The organism is Bacteroidota bacterium (assembly GCA_019637975.1).
GTDB lineage: Bacteria > Bacteroidota > Ignavibacteria > UBA10030 > UBA6906 > CAADGV01.
Genome location: JAHBUR010000050.1, coordinates 1 through 17,352 on the forward strand (window position 1 = coordinate 1; position 17,352 = coordinate 17,352).

Sequence of the window (17,352 nt, forward strand, 5' to 3'; positions counted from 1 at the left end):
CCGCTGACTCCTCCGGCAAGAATGACGCTCGTGTTCGACAAATCATACGCCATGGCACGAGTACGGCCCCCTACGTTGTAGGGCCCGCGCCGACTCCAATTGATTGCGGCATTCGACACACCTTGGGCGTTTTCCCGCGTTGGCAGCGATGCCGCAAAGGCAAGTTCACGATCCCTGATACCCGCTGGAATTTCGCCTGTTGCCGGATCATGCAAACGCAACCACTCGTGTCGGGCCCGGCCGTACGGGTCATCATTGCTTCCGGCCGATGAACGGATCTTTGGCGGCCGCGGCGCCTGCGGCATTTCCGATTCCTGACTCGGCAACAGCCAAACACCGGCGGCTCCAATTGCCATCATAACGCCGGCAAGCAGCAATACTGTTCGTCTCTTCATGAAATCCTCCTTGATTTTGTTGGGGATGATTGATTGCTATTGTCGTTCGTAGCTGAAAACCGTATAGCGCGGTTGGATGTCGCCTTCAAGTGTTTCATATCCGGCAATGTCGGCTTTGAACCGTAGGCCCGCATGCAGGCCGGGAAGTGACGGCTGCATATCGGGCAGAATTGTTTCCGTCGGGTTGAGTGTATAGGCAAACTTCATCCGGTAGGTGGTTCCTTCCAGGAACGGCTGGGGGAACCCCATCCCTGCAGTCATCACGGAAATGACACGGACCTTTGCCACACACGGAGCCTTCGAGCAAGGGCTTTCGACATCCGGCGGGTCGAATGTCGCCGACTCGATCTCGACAATCTCGCCAAGTATACGCGCGTGATTCGGGGGTACATGACCGGCAGTGCTTGCGGTGTGCTCCTGCGTTGCAGGTTGCTTCTCTGCATCCTTCGCAGCCTGCCTGCACGAAAGAAGCGAGCCGCAGATTATCAGAACAGCCAAAAAGAACCATCGTTTCATTCTTGTCGAGCCTCCGATTGTGAACTGAGCAGCGGAAGAATACTGCCGAGATACTCCTTCAGCACATATCCTCTTGCCCCTATTGCCTTCGCTTCCTCGCGGTATGCGCGCTCGTTAAATTGCGTGAGCATAACAATCCGCGCATGCGGGTCGATCTCCCGAATTTGTCGCGCTGCAACAAGTCCGTCCGACCCTCCCATCATAATATCCATCAGTACCCAGTCCGGAGAAAAGGTGCGGTACGAATGGAATGCTTCATGTCCATTGGAACATTCCAGTATCTCATTTTCCCCCAATAGGTTACGGCTCAAGAACTTCCGAACAAGATTGCGGAACATGGCGCTGTCGTCAACGAGTAGAATTCGCATGTGATTGTGAATTGGTGTGAAGATGATAGAATTACCGGGAGGGAATTACAATGGAGTGAAGTGCGGGATCTTATGGGCAGATGTGCCTATGATGCGTCGTCGGACGCGGCGACGCCGGCTACTGCCTAAGCAAGCCTGTTCTTGTTTTCGAGGGCGAACTGGAGGAGCTTATTATATCCTTCCAGATTCAGCTTCGTGCAGATGTTGTTGCGGTGATGTTGGACTGTCCTGACGCTGATACTGAGTTCATCGGCAATCTCACGGCTGGTTTTGTTTTGGCTGAGGAGTTTGAGAACGCGGCGTTCTTGCTGCGTAAGATCATCAATGGAAGGCTTCGGGCTACGATGTACAAGCTTTGTCGTTCGTCGGACAAGATAATGTGAGACCAGCGGGCTCACATACGGAATGCCATCCGCTACGGATTTGATGCATGCGAGAATATCCGCAGGCGCGCTGTCTTTCAGCAAATACCCTTTCACGCCCACATCCATCGCTTCGGTGAAGTATGCTTCTTCTTTGAACATCGTCAGGATGATGAATTCGGTTGTACAGGATTCATCCTTCACCGCGGCTCTCACCACATCCAACCCTTCCATTCCCGGCATCGAAATATCCAGCACCGCGATGTCGGGTTTCCGTTCAAGAATGAGCTTGAGGGCATCCTTTCCATTTCCCGCTTCACCGACTACGGATACGGACGGATCATGTTCAACAGTTCGCAGAAGTCCCTGCCTGAACAGGGGATGATCATCAGCAAAGATTACCGTACTAACGGGTCGTTCAGTCATTGTTCAATTGCCGAGAGGAATCTGTACAGTCAACACTGTTCCGGCTCCCGGTTTCGACTCGAGGGCATACGTGCCTCCCAAAAGCCTGACACGTTCGGCAATGTTCACAAGCCCGAGGCTCCACTGCTCAGGGGGACGTGAGAGAAACGTCTCGGCATCGAAGCCCGTGCCATCATCACTCACCTGCAACTCAAGTCCGGTTGCGGTTTTTTGAATTCGTACTGATGCATTTTTTGAGGCTGAGTGCTTCACAACATTGGACAAGGCCTCCTGCACAATCCGGTACATGCCGATCTCATACTGATGGTCCAGACGGTCGGGTAAGCCGTCAAAGCTTGCCGAGATTGTCGTCGGAAAACCTGATGTCATTTTCTCCACCATCGTTTCAATTGCCCTGCGCAATCCGAGGCGGTCGAGAACGTGGGGGTGAAGATCGAAAGAGATCTCCCGTACTTCATCCAGCGATTGTTGGGCGAGTTCGGAGAGCTGGCTGAGTTCTTCGTGCACATGCGGGTTCTGCGTCTGGCTCTCGGTCGTTTGCTGAAGCATGTTCTTCAAGACAAGAAGATTCTGGCCGAGACTGTCGTGCAGGCCCGAGGCAATGCGTTTTCTTTCAGCTTCCTGGGATTCAATCAAGCGACGTGAGAATTCCTGCCGGCGTTCTTGCTCGATTCGGACACTTTGCGAGCGTTTCCGCAAGACGATTCCCACAACCAGAACAGCCAAGACTGCTGCCGTAAGTCTGAACCACCACGTTCCCCAGAACGGCGGCGAGATCGTAAATGCGAGAGTGGCCATCCGGGGATTCCATTCGCCCCCGGGAATTCTCGCCGTTACGGCAAAGCGGTACTCTCCCGGCGGAACCGACCCGTAGGGTATGCTGCGCTGTGTCGTGGTTCGCCACTCGTCATCTATTCCCTCGAGCATATAGTGATACTCGAGAGTATGTGGCGCTGTGAGGTGAATGGCAACGAAATCGAACTCAAGCAGGTTCTGCTTGTACGAAAGCTGCAAGCCGTCCTGCAGAGGCTCATCGTTGTCAAATACTCTCAGCCGTGTGATGTACGTAGGCGGGGGCGTTTTCTGCACTTCAGAATCCTTGGGGTCAATTCGTATTGCACCGTGGGAAGAACCGAACCAGAGATGGCCGGAACGATCACGCAAAGCGGCTCCGGAGTTCATTTCATTCGAAACCAGCCCGTCTTTTACAGAATACGTCTTGAATGAACTTCCGTCAAACCGGCTGATCCCTTTGTTTGTCCCGATCCACATGTTGCCGCGGGAATCTTCCAATGCAAAGAAGCAAACGTTGTTTGCAAGTCCCTCTTTTGTTGTATAGTTGGTGAACGAACCGTTGCGATACACGCTGATGCCTCCCCCGTCGGTTGCGCACCAGATCGAGCCATCGGTGTGAACGGCAATGGCGCGGATGGTATTGTTTGCCAGCCCGTCTTTGGTTGTGAAATGCGAGAACTCTCTGCCGTCGAACTTGCTCAAGCCGCCATCGGTGCCAAGCCAGATATTCCCTTCGGCATCCTCCTCAATCGAGCGAACCCTGTTGCTCGGAAGGCCATGCCGCGTGTCGTACACATGAGTCTTGTTACCATCGAGTATGCAAACTCCTCCATCAAACGTCCCCATCCAGATTCGCCCGCGTTTATCTTCCAAAAGAGACAGAATAACATCACCCGGCAGCCCATGACGTTTATCGAAAACTCTCACCGTCCGGCCACTCAGCCGGGCTGCTCCTTTGTGCGTGCCAAGCCAGATTGTGCCTTGACGGTCTCTCAACACGGCTCTGATGGTATTGTGCGGCAAACCGGACGACGTGTCGAAGGTTTGAAACTCGCCATGCGAAAGCCGGCTGGCTCCCCCGCCGTAGGTTCCAAACCAGATGCTGCCTTCCGGCCCTTCGGCGATCGCCATGACGATGTTGTTGGAAAGCCCGATTGCAGTAGTGTACGCCTGGATATTATCGGAGCCGAGGCGGGCAACTCCTGCGTACGTGCCGAACCACATATTCCCCTCACGATCCTGAACGATCGAGCGGACGACTTTGCTCGGGAGCCCGTTTTCAAGAGAGTATTGTGAATGCGTGCCTTCAGCATATCTCACAACTCCGGCTCCGTACGTACCTGCCCACACTCCGCCTCCGTCATCCAGAGTCAACGCGTATACTTCCTGTGATCTCTCTGCAACCGTTGAACCGACAGGGATGAATTTTTCTCCTTCTTTCCTGAATACGCCGTCTCCTTCAGTTCCCATGAACAACACGCCGTCCTTATTCTCAACTAAACACTTTACGGCGGAAGCAGGCACGCCGGATTCCGCGCCGTACGTTCTGGAAACCGTACCTCGCAGCTCAACAGCTTTGTCTTTCATACCCAACCAAATTGCTCCGGACTTCAGCCGGTATATCGAAAACACTTCGCCCTCAACCAACCTTCTAACTGAATCAGAATCGAAAAGCAAGAGCCCCTTCTGCGTCCCCATGAGAAGCGAGCCATCCTGATCGGGAAGAATGGAATATACGATGCCCTCCGGCAATCCCTGCCCGCTGCCGAATGATTCAAACCGGCCATTCAAGAAGCGAGACGCCCCTCCGGCAGTGCCAAGCAATATCGCCCCTGCCGCATCTTCCGCAATGCACAAAACCCGGTTGTTGATGAGACCTTCTTCGGTAGTAAAATTGGTGAAGGTGTAGCCGTCGAATCTGCTGACTCCGTCTTGCGTTCCGACCCAGAGAAATCCCTTGGAATCCTGAAACACGGAGTAGACGGTAGATTGCAGCAGTCCATCGTTTACTGAATAGGTGTGAAAAGGGAGAACTTGCGCCCGCGCTTCGGTGAGAAGGAGACAGCAAGCAAATCCGGCAAGCAGCCGGATTTCAGCCCGGAATTTCCTGAGGATTTTGGGGAGATGGCGCATTATTGAGTGAACGGATTGAAACCAATCTACAACGCAGGCCGATGTGAGTCAACAGAAATTGCTGCCCGGTGGAGGCCGCCCGATTCGGCATTTCTTACTTCCCTGCTACATTTGTACAAATCTATGCAACAGTACGACAACAGAAATGCTGAATATGAGCCGGATTCGGCAATCATCTCTCCCCCATCACCATCCCGAGCGACATCTGTCCAACACATCGCAACATGCCTGAAAGACTTCGCCCCCCTTGATGAGCTATATTTGCACCCGTCATTCGGAAACTATGGAACAGCAATTTTCAACAAGGAGGATCATATGGCAAGCAAATACGGATACGCACTTCCGCAACTCGGCGGCGAGTTGTTTTTGACAGATGGCGGGATTGAAAGCACGTTGATTTTTCATGAGGGGGCCGAGCTTCCTTACTTTTCGGCGTTCGACCTTCTCAGCTATTCGAGAGGAACCGACCTGCTGCGCAAATACTTCCGCACGTACGCCGAGGTGGCTGCACGCTACGGAACGGGATTGATTTTGGAAAGCGCAACCTGGCGCGCCAATCCGGATTGGGCGAGGAAAATAGGATACTCAAGAGAGGAGCTGGCGGATGCGAATCGCAAGTCAATTTTTCTTCTTGAAGAGATTCGGGATGAGTTCGACGCGGCACTGGAGCATCTGGTGATTAGCGGATGCCTCGGTCCTCGCGGTGACGGATATGTGCCGACCGCTGTGATGAACGAGAAAGAAGCAGAAGAGTATCACAGCGAACAGGTGTTCACCTTTGTCGAAACAGCGGCAGATATGGTCAGCGCGATTACCATGAACTACACTGCCGAGGCAATCGGGATTGCACGGGCTGCGCAGCGTGCGGAGCTGCCTGTTGCAATCTCCTTCACCGTCGAAACCGACGGCAATCTTCCGACCGGACAGGCGCTGCGAGATGCCATCCGTGAAGTTGAAGCGGCAACGGGCTGCTATCCGGCTTACTACATGATCAATTGCGCACACCCGACGCATTTCGATCATATTCTGACAAACGATCCTGTGTTCGACCGGATTCGTGGACTGAGAGCCAATGCGTCACGCAAGAGTCATGCAGAACTGAATGACTCAACAGAACTCGATGCAGGGAATCCGCTGGAACTCGGAATGCAGTACGCCGAACTCACACGCCGACTCAAGAACTTGAACATTCTGGGCGGATGCTGCGGAACAGACCATCGGCACATCGAGCAGATTGCGGAGGCGCGCGTGCCGCTTTTCGAAACAGTAGTAATCAACAATCACAATTAATCTAAGAGAGAAAGAGATGGAGGATCTCATGCAAACAGTAAATCTAAACACGCTGAAGAAAACGCTGTTCGGTCAGGAAAACGACAACGAAGCGCGGGTATCAGGAGTATTTCCCCTTTCCGTCGCAACGGGAAACAAGAGTACGGCTCTGGTCTACTTCGAACTTGAACCGGGCAAGAAAGTCCCCTCACACACCGACACCGCCGAAGAAGTACTGCTGATTCTGGGCGGAAAGGCAGAGGTGACGATCGGCGACGAAACCGGGATTGCTGTCGAGGGAACGCTGGCTGTTGTTCCTGCAATGGAGCCGCATTCAGTGAGGAATATCGGGAAGGAGAAAGTCCGGGTTGTCGGCTTCTTCTCCAGCAACACGGTAATGAGTACGTTTGAAGAACCACTCATGCCAATGGAGCAAGTTCCTGCGCCTCCGAACAGCGAACGAACGCTGGTGACGCCGTTCCCGGCATTGCTTGAGCAGGATGTATTGAAGAACTAAAACCAAATCACAATCAAACAATAATCAAACATCAACACTCATAAAGGAGCAACATCATGAACTACCTTCTTGCAACACTCGTCTCATCCGTCGTTTCGATTTCGCCCGTGAAGGGCAACGACTCGGCGATCCCGACCTCACCGGTGGCAATGAAGCCGGCGGAAGTCATCCGGATTGACAAGCCTGCGTACCCCGACTATGCCCGCGCGTACAAAATGGAGGGCGAAGTTGTGGTGGAAGTCCAGGTTGGTGAAGACGGGAAGGCAACGCAGATCAACCTCGTGAAGGAAGATCACCCGGTATTCAACAACGCCGCCATCACGGCTGCGGCCAACGCTGATTACGCCCCTGCCACAATGCAGGACAAGGCGGTAAAGAGCCGGGTGAAAATTCCGTTCACGTTCAAGAACAAGAGGTAATCCGGCAACAACGCAACGAGACAAGACTGCGTCCCGCGAGGGGCGCAGTCTTTTGTTTGGGGGATTGTTATCCACTAAGTCCACGAAGGGACGCCAATAGGATGAAAACCATTGTACCGTTTCGTTGCTTCGTGCAACTTCGTGATCTTTGTGGATCACCCATTCTTACCTGCCTTCGAGAATCCTAAATCATTTATACGACAAATTTGTTATCTTGCCTCTTGACAAGACGACAAATTTGTCGTATCATTACATCAGCCTGAAACAACGACCCATACAAAAGGTGATGTGATGAAAGACGTCGAACGTGTGCTAACTCTTTCCGCTGCAACGTGTTGCCTGTGCGAGCATCCGTTGGGCGAGCGGGAACTGCACGAACTCCGCGGCCGGATGGACGACTCGCTCAATGAAGTCTATTGCCAATCCTGTCTCGAAGAAAACCTGGTTGTGTGCCGCGAATGTTCCGTCCGCTACACGCCGGATGGTATCTGCGAGGAATGTGCCGCGAGGGAGTATGCACTGGCAGTATAACAAACATTCGACAGTGCAGCCGCCGCCGGCTTTGCAGTCCGGACAAACACTCGTGCCGTACACAACCCTGCTGCGGCAGTTCAACACGGCGCCGCCGGGCAAGCTCTACTGCCTGCACGGTGACCGGAGTGTGTTTCGCCTGTCGCTGTATGCAGCCTCGCATGCGCTGCTTGCAGGCGTACCGATTGCATTGGTGGATGGCACCAACCGGTTCGATGCGTACTACATCGCCGAGTTTGCAAGAAAGGTGACGAGTCAGCGTCCTGCGCGGCAGCGGGTAACGCCCGAGCAATTGCTGGAGCGCATCTTCATTTCGCGTGCATTCACCTGCTATCAGATGGAGGCGACAATCACCCAGCGTCTACCGGCATTTGTGCGGAAGAAGCAATGCCCCATCGTTATCATCTTCGGGCTGCTGGACACGTTTTATGACGAGCAGGCGCCGCTGTTTGAAGTGAAGGCAAGCATACAGCGGGTGATTGCAGCACTGCACAAACTGAAGCAAGGCAACATCTCCGTACTTCTTGCCTCACTTGACATGAAATTAGCATCGAACGAACGTAATGCGCTGTTCCCGAAACTCCGGCTGGCAATGGATGAGGTGTATCGTGCGGTGGATACTGACTCGGGACAGCGCATTGTTTGTGAAACGAGAAATGTTTCCATGAAAGTTTTGCCACAGAGAACACAGAAATGAGAGAATGGGTGGTTTACGACCCTCGAATTCATCATCGCAAGTCAATACGCCTACCGGGCTATAATTATTCTACACCCGGATCGTATTACGTCACTGTCTGTGCAGCGGAGCGTCAATGCCTTTGGGGTGATGTAAGGAATTCTGCAATGATATTTTCGCATATAGGTAAGATTGTTGAAGCGGATTTTCGGGCTATCCCGAACCATTATCCCAACGTCTCTCTTGATGCTTTTCAAGTCATGCCAAATCATCTCCATGCTATCATCACTATCAAAGAAACATCACGTAGGGACACGACTCCGTCGTGTCCTGCCAACGAATTGCAACCGGCCCCACGCCAACGACAATTTGGAAAACCCGTCAAAGGCTCTCTCTCAACAATCATTGGAGCTTACAAATCCGGCGTTACAATCAAGGTCCAAAACGCGGGGCTTCAATTCAAAGAACCTCTCTGGCAATCCCGCTTTTATGATCACGTGATCCGCTACGACGTTGATTTCTTCATGGTCCAGCAGTATATCTCGCCCAATCCTGTGATGTGGGAACATGATATTGACAATCCCAATGCAAAACCAATTTCGTTTGCGGAGTTTGAAAAGATACTGGAAGAGAAGTATCACATATCGGGCAAGGCACTGTACATGATAGTAAACTCGAAGAAGTTCGGCAGGTTGCGGATAACCTAAAGGCAGGACATGCCGGAGGCATGTCCCTACTGATTAGGAGACCGCCGAGTAGGGACACGACTCCGTCGTGTCCTCCAGTTTGAAAGGGTTTGGTAGATTACGATGACCTAATGCAGGACATGCCGGCCCAAAGGGCTCCTTTGGAGAGGCATGTCCCTACACAAAGAGGAAGCTATGGGCAGAACGGTACCAACATTCACGATGGTCATCCAGCAGGAGATGGAAAGCTGGACGAAATTCCGACGCGGCCTGCGGCAGGAAGACCAGGAGGCGCTGGATGAACTTTTCAGGGCTGCGCGGTTGCAATTGGCAAGCTGCGCATACGCCGCCCGTCCGATTCCGTTTGAGAGTATTGCGATGGCAATGTTAGTGTCGCAGCAAAGGGTGATTCAGAACCTCAAAATGAGAGTTTCGTTGTTAGAGGGAGTGGACCAAAGCAATCAAATGAAAGAACCGCTAATTCACGCGAATGAACGCTAATCCAAATACCTTTATTCGCGTTGATTCGCGTCCATTCGCGGTTGAAAAAGGGGATCAGCACTCGTGTCACCTTCCATCATCACCGGCTGGCTGTTCGATATCTATCCTTCCTCCGAAGGCATTCGCCTTTGGTTGATTGACAAGGAGGGCGTGAAGCATCAGGCGTTCGTGCCCTTCGTGCCGTCGTTCTTCATGCACGTTTCACGCGAACAAGAACAGCGTGTCGCGGCACTCGTCCGGTCCCTTCCCTTCAACATCACTCTCGATCGTGTCACACGCAAGGAATTGTACTCGAACGAAGAATGGAACGTTCTTCGCATAAATGTCCACGATACGCTGCGTTTCAAGCAGGTTGTGCAGCGGCTCGAGCGGCACTTCCCCCACTACGTCTTCTTCAACTCCGACATTCAGACACAGCAAATCTATCTGTACGAAACAGGACTCTTTCCCCTTGCATTGGGCGACTACTGCATCAACGAGAACGGAATGTTGACGGAATGGCATCTCCAAGACACCTACGATGCATCTGTTTATACGATGCCTCCCCTCACCACCATGAAGTTGATGAACCGGCCCGACTTCGTCTCTCCCAAATTCAGAAAATCATATCAGATAGAAATCAGCTACGACGGAGAAACGTACAGTCTGGAAAACGACCAGCCCGCGGAAATACTGCATGCCGTCAATCATCATCTCAAACGCTGCGACCCGGATATCATACTGACGGAATACGGCGATGCGATTTTGCTGCCGCTGCTGGTGAAACTTTCTGATGAACTGAAGATTCCTTTGTTGCTCAATCGTGACAAGCGGGCCGGATACTTTACAACAAGGGAGTCGAGCTATTTCGTGTACGGCAAGATGGTACACAAGGACGGCGCATTCGAGCTTGCAGGACGCTGGCATCTCGACATCGAAAACTCATTCATGATGGGTGAAGCGAGTCTTGATGGCGTAGTGGAAATTGCCCGACTCACACAACTTCCTGTCCAGCATCAATCCCGCTCGACCATCGGCACGGCGCTTTCCTCGATGCAACTTTCGTGGGCGTACAGGAACAATTATTTGATTCCTGCAAAGAAGCGCGAGCCGGAGGAATTCAAATCGGCGGCAACGTTGCTGCTTGCTGATCGCGGCGGACTCATCTTTCAGCCCGTTATGGGCTACCACGAACAAATCGGCGAACTGGATTTCGTTTCGATGTATCCGACGATCATGGTGCAGCATAACGTCTCGCCCGAAACAGTCAACTGCCGGTGCTGCACAAACGAAGCCGTGCCGGAATTGAAATACACCATCTGCACAAAACGAAAAGGCATTGTCCCCGAAACGCTGCGGCCGATTGTGACGAAGCGTTCATTCTACAAAAAGGAAAAGAAGAGACTGAAGAAGTCGGGAGATGAACGCTGGCACATCTACGACCGGCGACAGAATGCACTCAAGTGGATGCTCGTCACCTGTTTTGGATATTTGGGATACAAGAACGCCCGCTTCGGCAAAATCGAGGCGCATGAATCTGTGAATGCTTTCTCCCGCGACGCCATCCTGACAGCAAAGGAAATTGCCGAGGCGCGGGGGTACAAGTTTCTTCATGCCATTATAGATTGCATGTGGCTCAAAAGAGATGGCGCAACGGAAGAAGACTACGAGGCACTGTGTACCGAGGTAAGCACAAAGACGAACATCGAGATTTCTCTTGAGGGCATTTATAATTGGATTCTCTTCCCTACTTCAAAGATGGATCCGAACATCCCGACGGCGAACCGTTACGTTGGATTTTATACGAACAAGGAGATCAAGGTCCGTGGGATTGAAGTCAGGCGACGTGACACGCCGAAGTTTATCAAACGGATGCAGGGAGAGATGTTGGAGATTCTCGGCGAAGCCGAAAACATAACTGACGTGAAGATGCTGGCTCCTGCCGCTCTTGCAAAGGCCAAGGAGTACGTCGAAATGCTTCGTTCGGGAAAGGCCGATCCGTTGGAGCTGGTCATTCGGCGACACATCTCACAGGAAGCTTCCGAGTATAAGAACCGAAGCGCTAACGCTGAAGTAGCAAAAGCGCTTGAAGAAGCCGGCATCAAGTTGCAGCCGGGAGAATCCATTGAATATATCCTGCTCGACTCGACAGGAAAGAAGAAACCTGAAAAAGCAAAACCGCTATCATTATACTCGTTCGACGACGGATACGATATCGAGAAATACGTTGAGATAACATTCAAGGCCGTTGAAACGCTTCTGTTGCCGCTGGGATATGATGAAAAGACGCTGAAACAAGGTTTCGGAATGAGGATTCAGAAACGGAGAAAGCCTGTCTCTACGCCGTTTCTTCTGCCACAGTACGTGGAATAAGCCGCTTCCGCAACTTGACTCACGAGCCGAAGGTTCGTATATTGTTGCACACAAAGATCGCGGGGTGGAGCAATTGGTAGCTCGTCGGGCTCATAACCCGAAGGTTGCAGGTTCAAGTCCTGTCCCCGCTACAAACCCAAAGGGATAACTTACTGATTCTACATAAGTTATCCCTTTTGTATTGTTCGGGTAGGTTCAAATTTTTTCCTTTCATGATTTGCCTCCCTCCTTCCGCAGTTCATCTTCTACATCTTACACACTGACTTCGTTTATCTCTCCACACTTGACAATGGAGGTCCGTTATGCTATATTACTTTGCATAACAAAGTACTTTGTAACAATAATAGGTACAGCATGAATAACCCCGGACAGGATCTCTCGGAGATTCGATCAATGATGGAAAAATCCTCACGGATATTGTCGCTGAGCGGCGTTGCGGGGATTGCCATCGGATGCGTTGCGCTCATCGGAGTAGGGTATGCACAGTATATTCATACGCGGGTTCCTCCTGAAGACCTGATACACCATCTCGTTAGTGATGCCATCCTTGTCCTCCTTGTTGCGATTGGCCTTGCTGTCATTTTCTCCAGCCGTATGGCCAGACAAAAGGGCCTGCCGGTCTGGAACGCAGCCGCAAGACACTTGGTGACGGAACTCGCCATCCCTCTTGCCGCAGGCGGAGTTTTCTGTATCTCTTTGATGCACCACGGAGTCTACTTACTCCTCCCGGCGACGATGCTCGTCTTCTATGGCCTGGCACTCTTTAGCGCAAGCAAGTACACAATCACTGAGGTCCGGATTCTCGGCATAGCACAACTTGCACTCGGGGTTCTTGCAATGTTTGTCCCGGAAGATGGATTGATCTTCTGGGCACTCGGTTTTGGCATCGGCCACATTGTATTCGGACTACGGGTCTATTTCAATTATGAGCGATGAGCAGTTCAATTGAAAATCTGAATAAGGTCTTTGAAAACCGGATCCGACTCGGCCTTATGTCTTCTCTCGTCGTGAACGATGCGCTCGATTTCAACTCTCTCAAAGGGCTTCTTGGCACAACCGATGGTAACCTTGCATCGCATGCGAATGCGCTTGAAGAGGAGGGCTATGTCAAGGTCAAGAAGTCGTTCCGGGGCAGGAAGCCGCTCACAACCTATTCTGCAACGGCAGCAGGACGAAGAGCATTTGCCGAACATGTTGACGCGCTTGCACAACTTCTCAACATCCCGAAATGATTCATCAACGAACATTGTCAATGACTTCTTGATACGATCCGGAAATAGACCGGACAAATGAAACGATGTGTTATGGAGAATCTTATGAACGATAGCTGGTTGAAACGATCTGTCATGTTGCGAATGACCATCATCGGATGTTTGACCCTTGCGATGCTCATCCCCTCCGTCCTGGTGATGGGCCTGATTTCCGAGCGTGAGCAAACACGCAACAGTGCAATCGCCGAGGTAAGCGAAAAGTGGGGAGCCCGGCAAACCATTGCAGGACCGGTATTGACATTGCCGTTCAAGCGCATGATCCGAACAGAAAAAGGAGACGCACGCACCGTGATTGAGCATGCTCAACTACTGCCTGCGACGTTGGCAATTTCAGCAAACGTATCTCCGGAAGTACGGTACAGAGGAATCTACCAAGTGACCCTCTACAATACAGTGGCGGACATACGGGGAACATTCACGTTGGAAGGGCTTGCTGCGCTGAACATCAAAGCGGAAGATGTCGTATGGGAAGAGGCCTCACTCACATTCGGCGTCAGTGATCTGAAGGGCGTCAAGGAAGCCATCAACGTCCGGTGGGGCAACAAGGAATTCCCTGCCGAGCCGGGTGTCGGCGCCGACAATTCGCTACGGTCCGGCATCAACATAAAGCCGGTACTGTCGCCCGGTCAGCAACACGATGAGTTTGCCGTAAAAGTCAACTTGAATGGCAGCGACCAACTGCAATTCGTCCCTGTTGGAAAAGAGACGAACGTGACGGTCTCCTCATCGTGGAAATCGCCCAGTTTCGTCGGCAGGTTTTTGCCGGATCAACGCACCGTTGGTGAGGCGGGGTTCGATGCGAAGTGGAGCGTGTTGCATCTCAACCGCAATTTTCCCCAACAGTGGATCAGCGAGCGCCTCTCCGGTGAGAACGAAAAGATTCAGTTCGACCAATTCGCATTCGGCGTGAAACTCATCTCACCGCTCGACCAGTACCAGCAAACGCTACGTTCGGCGAAATATGCGATTATGTTCGTTGCACTGACGTTTCTCGCTTTCTTCCTCACGGAAGTCCTCACGAATAAAGTCGGCCATCCCGTTCACTATGCACTGATCGGATTCGCCCTCGTGTTGTTCTACTGCCTACTCCTGTCGCTCTCAGAACACATGTCTTTCCTGCTAGCCTACGTTACCTCAAGCACCGCGATCGTCCTATTGATCGGCGGATACTCACGCAGCGTGCTCGGCACAAACCGGTTTGCAGCAACAATCTCATCGTTGCTTGCACTGCTGTACACGTTTCTCTTCGTGATATTGCAGGAGAAGGACTACGCCCTTCTGTTCGGAAGTACCGGCCTGTTTGCAGTACTCGCTTTGGTGATGTACTTGACACGGAAGATCGATTGGTTTACTGTAGGGAAGTCAGAGGGCACAGCGTAGCCCTGGTTCTGAGACAAGGAGATGTCCTATCCGCTCCGTGTATGTTCTTTCTGTTGAGATTTGTGTTACCATGGCCTCTGGTTATTCAGAGGCCGTTCATTTTTTTACAGCCGGATTGATGCTACTTCCTTGCAACTGCTTCTCTGAAATTCTTCGTAAGAGAGGCGGCGCGGTTCGTCAAGACTTCATACCGACCTTCCTGAATTGCTTTCTTGTCCATTAAATCGCTCCCGATACCAACAGCCACAGCGCCTGCCGCAACCCATTCTCCAACATTTTCTATGCTTACGCCCCCCGTAGGCATGAGTTTGATGTGGGGAAAAGGACCCGCGATATCCTTGAAGAACTTCGGACCGAGGCTTGTCGCAGGAAAGACTTTTATGATATCGGCACCTGCGTTCCAACCTGCAAGAATCTCGGTCGGCGAATAGCAGCCGGGCATACAGGCAATGTCGGCAGATTTGCATGCCCGTATTACCTCCAGATTGAGAATGGGACCCACGACGAATTTTGCACCGGCATCGATGACGGCTTTTGCCGTCCCGTCATCAGTGACCGTTCCGGCTCCGACAACTATGTCCGGAGGCATTTCACGAGTGAGTCTGTCGATGAGTTCAACGGCACCGGGAACCGTCATGGTGATCTCAATACATTTCACACCACCTGCTGCAATCGCTTCAACAACTTTTGTGAGGCGCTGCGCATCGGTCATTCTGATAACGGCAACAACGCCCGTCGAGCAGATATATGATACAGTTTCAGATCGAGTCATTTTTGTTACCGTTTAATTCGTGCACTTCCGCCGCCCATAACGTGCTTCACTTCTTCCATCGTCACCATGCTGGTATCGCCGCGGGTACTTTGCAGAAGCGCGCCATGGGCGGCCCCCATTTCGACGCATTCTTGCGGAGACATACCGTGCAGCAAACCATATACAAATCCGCTGCAGAACCCGTCTCCGCCGCCGACCCTATCTTCCACTTCAAGATTCTCATAACGGCGGGATTCATAGAACTTCCCGTCGTAATACATGATTGCCGACCAGTTGTTCACCAATCCGCTTACCACTTCACGCAACGTTGTTCCGACTGCTTGGACGTGGGGATATGTCTTCACGACTTTCTCCACCATCTTCTTGTATCCTTCAATCGGAAGACTTTTGAGATGTTCGTCGGCACCTTCAACCTCGAATCCCAGTACCTTCTGAAAATCCTCTTCGTTTCCGATCAGAACATCAATATAGGGAACGAGATTCTTCGTTACCTCAATCGCCTTCTTGCTCGACCACAGTTTGCTTCTGAAGTTGAGATCGTAACTGACAACCGCTCCGGCGTCGTGAGCGGCTTTCATTGCTTCACGCGTCACTTCCGCACAACTGTCGCTGAGCGCCGCAAAGATACCGCCCGTATGAAACCACCGTGACTTTCGCTTGCCGAAGATTCTGTTCCAATCAATTTCGCCCGGCTTCATATGAGCAACGGCCGTGTGCCCGCGGTCGTAGAGCGTAACACTTGCGCGGACTCCCATCCCGACTTCTGTGAAGTTCAGCCCGATGCGGTCGGCTCTTCCGCTGCCGTCATACGGAACCCAAATCACTTCACTCAAATCCATGCCGCTTGCGCGTGCATGATTTTTGATGAACGCACCAAGCGGATTGTCCACCAAACGTGAAATCCATCCGGTGCGAAGTCCGTAGCGTGCCAATGCATACGAAACGTTGTATTCGCCGCCTCCGGCGTAAGCTTCGAAGTAGGGCGTGAGTTCAATCCGCTGATGTCCCGGAGGACTCAGGCGTATCATGCACTCCCCCAATGAGAGTAAATCAAATTCAGTCTCTGAAGAAGAGAGAAGTTTCAATCCCATTACATTGTCCTTGTGCAGATGGTGAAAATGAATGATATGCACCATTCAACCCGGGCGCGATACTGAAAACACACCCGGGCTGTAACAATAACAATCAGATGCTGTATGTTGACGAGGCTGTATCTCCGCCGCGTCCCGTCCAATTTGTATGGAAGAACTGACCGCGGGGTTTGTCGACCCGCTCGTACTGATGGGCGCCGAAATAGTCACGTTGCGCTTGAAGCAAATTCGCAGGAAGCCGCGCATTGCGGTAGCCGTCGAAATAATTCAGAGCCGTGGAGAAGGCCGGAATCCACACGCCGTTCGTTACCGCGGCAGCAATTACTCGCCTCCATGCAGGCTGCGCTTCACCCACCTTGTTTTTGAAGAATGGATCGAGAAGAAGGTTTGCAAGAGTCGGATGTGTGTTGAATGCATCATTGATCTTACCCAAAAAAGCCGACCGGATAATGCAACCGCCACGCCACATCAATGCTATGCTTCCGTAGTTCAAGTCCCATTTGAATTCCTTCGCTGCTTCACGGAGCAACGTGAAGCCTTGTGCGTACGAGACGATCTTGGACGCATAGAGTGCAAGTTCGAGATCCTTCAGAAATGCTTCTTTATTTCCATTGAATGATGTGGTCGGTCCGGCGAGAACCTTCGATGCTTCAACACGTTCCTCCTTAATGGCAGAAAGGCATCGCCCGTAAACCGCTTCGCTGATAAGAGTTAGCGGGATTCCGAGATCAAGTGAAACAACACTTGTCCACTTGCCCGTTCCTTTCTGTCCGGCAGTGTCAAGAATCTTGTCAACAAGCGGAGAGCCGTCGGCATCCTTGTAGGCGAGAATGTCACGCGTGATTTCGATGAGATAGCTGTCGAGAATTCCCTCATTCCATTTCTTGAAGAC

General features: G+C 52.0%; 19 protein-coding genes and 1 tRNA gene. 12 read left to right on the forward strand and 8 right to left on the reverse strand.

Going from position 1 to position 17,352, the window contains the following annotated elements:
• The 5 genes from KF749_17525 to KF749_17545 form a co-directional block, all read right to left on the reverse strand.
• Nucleotides 1-395, reverse strand: a 395-nt coding sequence (locus KF749_17525; GenBank protein ID MBX2992955.1) for a flagellar basal body rod modification protein, incomplete at its 3' end; no start/stop codon positions are given.
• Nucleotides 396-431: 36 nt separating this feature from the next.
• On the reverse strand, nt 432-911 hold the full coding sequence (locus tag KF749_17530; GenBank protein ID MBX2992956.1) for a hypothetical protein: 480 nt from the start codon (nt 909-911) through the stop codon (nt 432-434).
• Nucleotides 908-1,279: a response regulator transcription factor gene (locus KF749_17535; GenBank protein ID MBX2992957.1), complete on the reverse strand. Its 372-nt coding sequence runs from the start codon at nt 1,277-1,279 to the stop codon at nt 908-910. Before KF749_17535 ends, KF749_17530 begins: the two co-directional genes overlap by 4 nt.
• Nucleotides 1,280-1,404: 125 nt before the next feature.
• Entirely contained in the window at nt 1,405-2,067 is a 663-nt protein-coding gene (locus tag KF749_17540) for a response regulator transcription factor (GenBank protein MBX2992958.1), read from the reverse strand.
• Nucleotides 2,068-2,070: 3 nt separating this feature from the next.
• Complete coding sequence (locus KF749_17545) at nt 2,071-4,995, reverse strand: hypothetical protein (GenBank protein ID MBX2992959.1); 2,925 nt, start codon at nt 4,993-4,995, stop codon at nt 2,071-2,073.
• 315 nt (nt 4,996-5,310) lie between these two features.
• On the opposite strand from KF749_17545, the gene KF749_17550 reads away from it, so the two are divergent.
• The 12 genes from KF749_17550 (at nt 5,311) to creD (ending at nt 14,597) form a co-directional block, all read left to right on the forward strand.
• Nucleotides 5,311-6,285 carry a homocysteine S-methyltransferase family protein gene (locus tag KF749_17550; protein ID MBX2992960.1) on the forward strand — a complete coding sequence of 325 codons (975 nt, stop codon included), beginning with the start codon at nt 5,311-5,313 and terminating at the stop codon, nt 6,283-6,285.
• A 28-nt stretch (nt 6,286-6,313) separates the two neighbouring features.
• The gene (locus KF749_17555) at nt 6,314-6,781 is read left to right on the forward strand and encodes a cupin domain-containing protein (protein MBX2992961.1); all 468 of its coding nucleotides are present in this window, start codon (nt 6,314-6,316) and stop codon (nt 6,779-6,781) included.
• Between the two features lie 56 nt (nt 6,782-6,837).
• A complete protein-coding gene (locus tag KF749_17560; protein MBX2992962.1) occupies nt 6,838-7,200 on the forward strand; it encodes a TonB family protein in 363 nt (120 codons plus the stop codon).
• Nucleotides 7,201-7,491: 291 nt separating this feature from the next.
• The gene (locus tag KF749_17565) at nt 7,492-7,731 is read left to right on the forward strand and encodes a hypothetical protein (GenBank protein ID MBX2992963.1); all 240 of its coding nucleotides are present in this window, start codon (nt 7,492-7,494) and stop codon (nt 7,729-7,731) included.
• On the forward strand, nt 7,715-8,428 hold the full coding sequence (locus KF749_17570; protein ID MBX2992964.1) for a hypothetical protein: 714 nt from the start codon (nt 7,715-7,717) through the stop codon (nt 8,426-8,428). The genes KF749_17565 and KF749_17570 overlap by 17 nt, the downstream gene beginning before the upstream one ends.
• 146 nt (nt 8,429-8,574) lie before the next feature.
• Nucleotides 8,575-9,114: a hypothetical protein gene (locus tag KF749_17575; GenBank protein MBX2992965.1), complete on the forward strand. Its 540-nt coding sequence runs from the start codon at nt 8,575-8,577 to the stop codon at nt 9,112-9,114.
• A gap of 174 nt (nt 9,115-9,288) precedes the next feature.
• The gene (locus tag KF749_17580; protein MBX2992966.1) at nt 9,289-9,594 is read left to right on the forward strand and encodes a hypothetical protein; all 306 of its coding nucleotides are present in this window, start codon (nt 9,289-9,291) and stop codon (nt 9,592-9,594) included.
• Nucleotides 9,595-9,657: 63 nt separating this feature from the next.
• Nucleotides 9,658-11,946 carry a hypothetical protein gene (locus tag KF749_17585; protein MBX2992967.1) on the forward strand — a complete coding sequence of 763 codons (2,289 nt, stop codon included), beginning with the start codon at nt 9,658-9,660 and terminating at the stop codon, nt 11,944-11,946.
• 58 nt (nt 11,947-12,004) lie between these two features.
• A tRNA-Met gene (locus tag KF749_17590) sits at nt 12,005-12,077 on the forward strand.
• 262 nt (nt 12,078-12,339) lie between these two features.
• On the forward strand, nt 12,340-12,882 hold the full coding sequence (locus KF749_17595; GenBank protein MBX2992968.1) for a hypothetical protein: 543 nt from the start codon (nt 12,340-12,342) through the stop codon (nt 12,880-12,882).
• Entirely contained in the window at nt 12,879-13,178 is a 300-nt protein-coding gene (locus KF749_17600) for a transcriptional regulator (GenBank protein MBX2992969.1), read from the forward strand. The genes KF749_17595 and KF749_17600 overlap by 4 nt, the downstream gene beginning before the upstream one ends.
• 84 nt (nt 13,179-13,262) lie before the next feature.
• Nucleotides 13,263-14,597: a cell envelope integrity protein CreD gene (gene creD, locus KF749_17605; GenBank protein ID MBX2992970.1), complete on the forward strand. Its 1,335-nt coding sequence runs from the start codon at nt 13,263-13,265 to the stop codon at nt 14,595-14,597.
• Nucleotides 14,598-14,718: 121 nt separating this feature from the next.
• Here the strand turns inward: creD and eda are convergent, their stop codons facing one another.
• From eda to KF749_17620, 3 genes are all read right to left on the reverse strand, one after another.
• On the reverse strand, nt 14,719-15,369 hold the full coding sequence (gene eda / locus KF749_17610) for a bifunctional 4-hydroxy-2-oxoglutarate aldolase/2-dehydro-3-deoxy-phosphogluconate aldolase (protein MBX2992971.1): 651 nt from the start codon (nt 15,367-15,369) through the stop codon (nt 14,719-14,721).
• 5 nt (nt 15,370-15,374) lie between these two features.
• Nucleotides 15,375-16,460: a sugar kinase gene (locus tag KF749_17615; GenBank protein MBX2992972.1), complete on the reverse strand. Its 1,086-nt coding sequence runs from the start codon at nt 16,458-16,460 to the stop codon at nt 15,375-15,377.
• A 94-nt stretch (nt 16,461-16,554) separates the two neighbouring features.
• A partial coding sequence (locus tag KF749_17620; GenBank protein ID MBX2992973.1) for an NADP-dependent phosphogluconate dehydrogenase occupies nt 16,555-17,352 on the reverse strand: 798 nt, incomplete at its 5' end.

Coding starts and splice junctions, on each gene's coding strand:
- KF749_17565 (MBX2992963.1), top strand. CDS start 7,492: ATGAAAGACGTCGAACGTGTGCTAACTCTTTCCGCTGCAACGTGTTGC.
- KF749_17600 (MBX2992969.1), top strand. CDS start 12,879: ATGAGCAGTTCAATTGAAAATCTGAATAAGGTCTTTGAAAACCGGATC.
- KF749_17615 (MBX2992972.1), bottom strand. CDS start 16,460: ATGGGATTGAAACTTCTCTCTTCTTCAGAGACTGAATTTGATTTACTC.
- KF749_17550 (MBX2992960.1), top strand. CDS start 5,311: ATGGCAAGCAAATACGGATACGCACTTCCGCAACTCGGCGGCGAGTTG.
- creD (MBX2992970.1), top strand. CDS start 13,263: ATGAACGATAGCTGGTTGAAACGATCTGTCATGTTGCGAATGACCATC.
- KF749_17535 (MBX2992957.1), bottom strand. CDS start 1,279: ATGCGAATTCTACTCGTTGACGACAGCGCCATGTTCCGCAATCTTGTT.
- KF749_17595 (MBX2992968.1), top strand. CDS start 12,340: ATGATGGAAAAATCCTCACGGATATTGTCGCTGAGCGGCGTTGCGGGG.
- KF749_17530 (MBX2992956.1), bottom strand. CDS start 911: ATGAAACGATGGTTCTTTTTGGCTGTTCTGATAATCTGCGGCTCGCTT.
- eda (MBX2992971.1), bottom strand. CDS start 15,369: ATGACTCGATCTGAAACTGTATCATATATCTGCTCGACGGGCGTTGTT.
- KF749_17560 (MBX2992962.1), top strand. CDS start 6,838: ATGAACTACCTTCTTGCAACACTCGTCTCATCCGTCGTTTCGATTTCG.
- KF749_17555 (MBX2992961.1), top strand. CDS start 6,314: ATGCAAACAGTAAATCTAAACACGCTGAAGAAAACGCTGTTCGGTCAG.
- KF749_17575 (MBX2992965.1), top strand. CDS start 8,575: ATGATATTTTCGCATATAGGTAAGATTGTTGAAGCGGATTTTCGGGCT.
- KF749_17580 (MBX2992966.1), top strand. CDS start 9,289: ATGGGCAGAACGGTACCAACATTCACGATGGTCATCCAGCAGGAGATG.
- KF749_17545 (MBX2992959.1), bottom strand. CDS start 4,995: ATGCGCCATCTCCCCAAAATCCTCAGGAAATTCCGGGCTGAAATCCGG.
- KF749_17540 (MBX2992958.1), bottom strand. CDS start 2,067: ATGACTGAACGACCCGTTAGTACGGTAATCTTTGCTGATGATCATCCC.
- KF749_17570 (MBX2992964.1), top strand. CDS start 7,715: ATGCACTGGCAGTATAACAAACATTCGACAGTGCAGCCGCCGCCGGCT.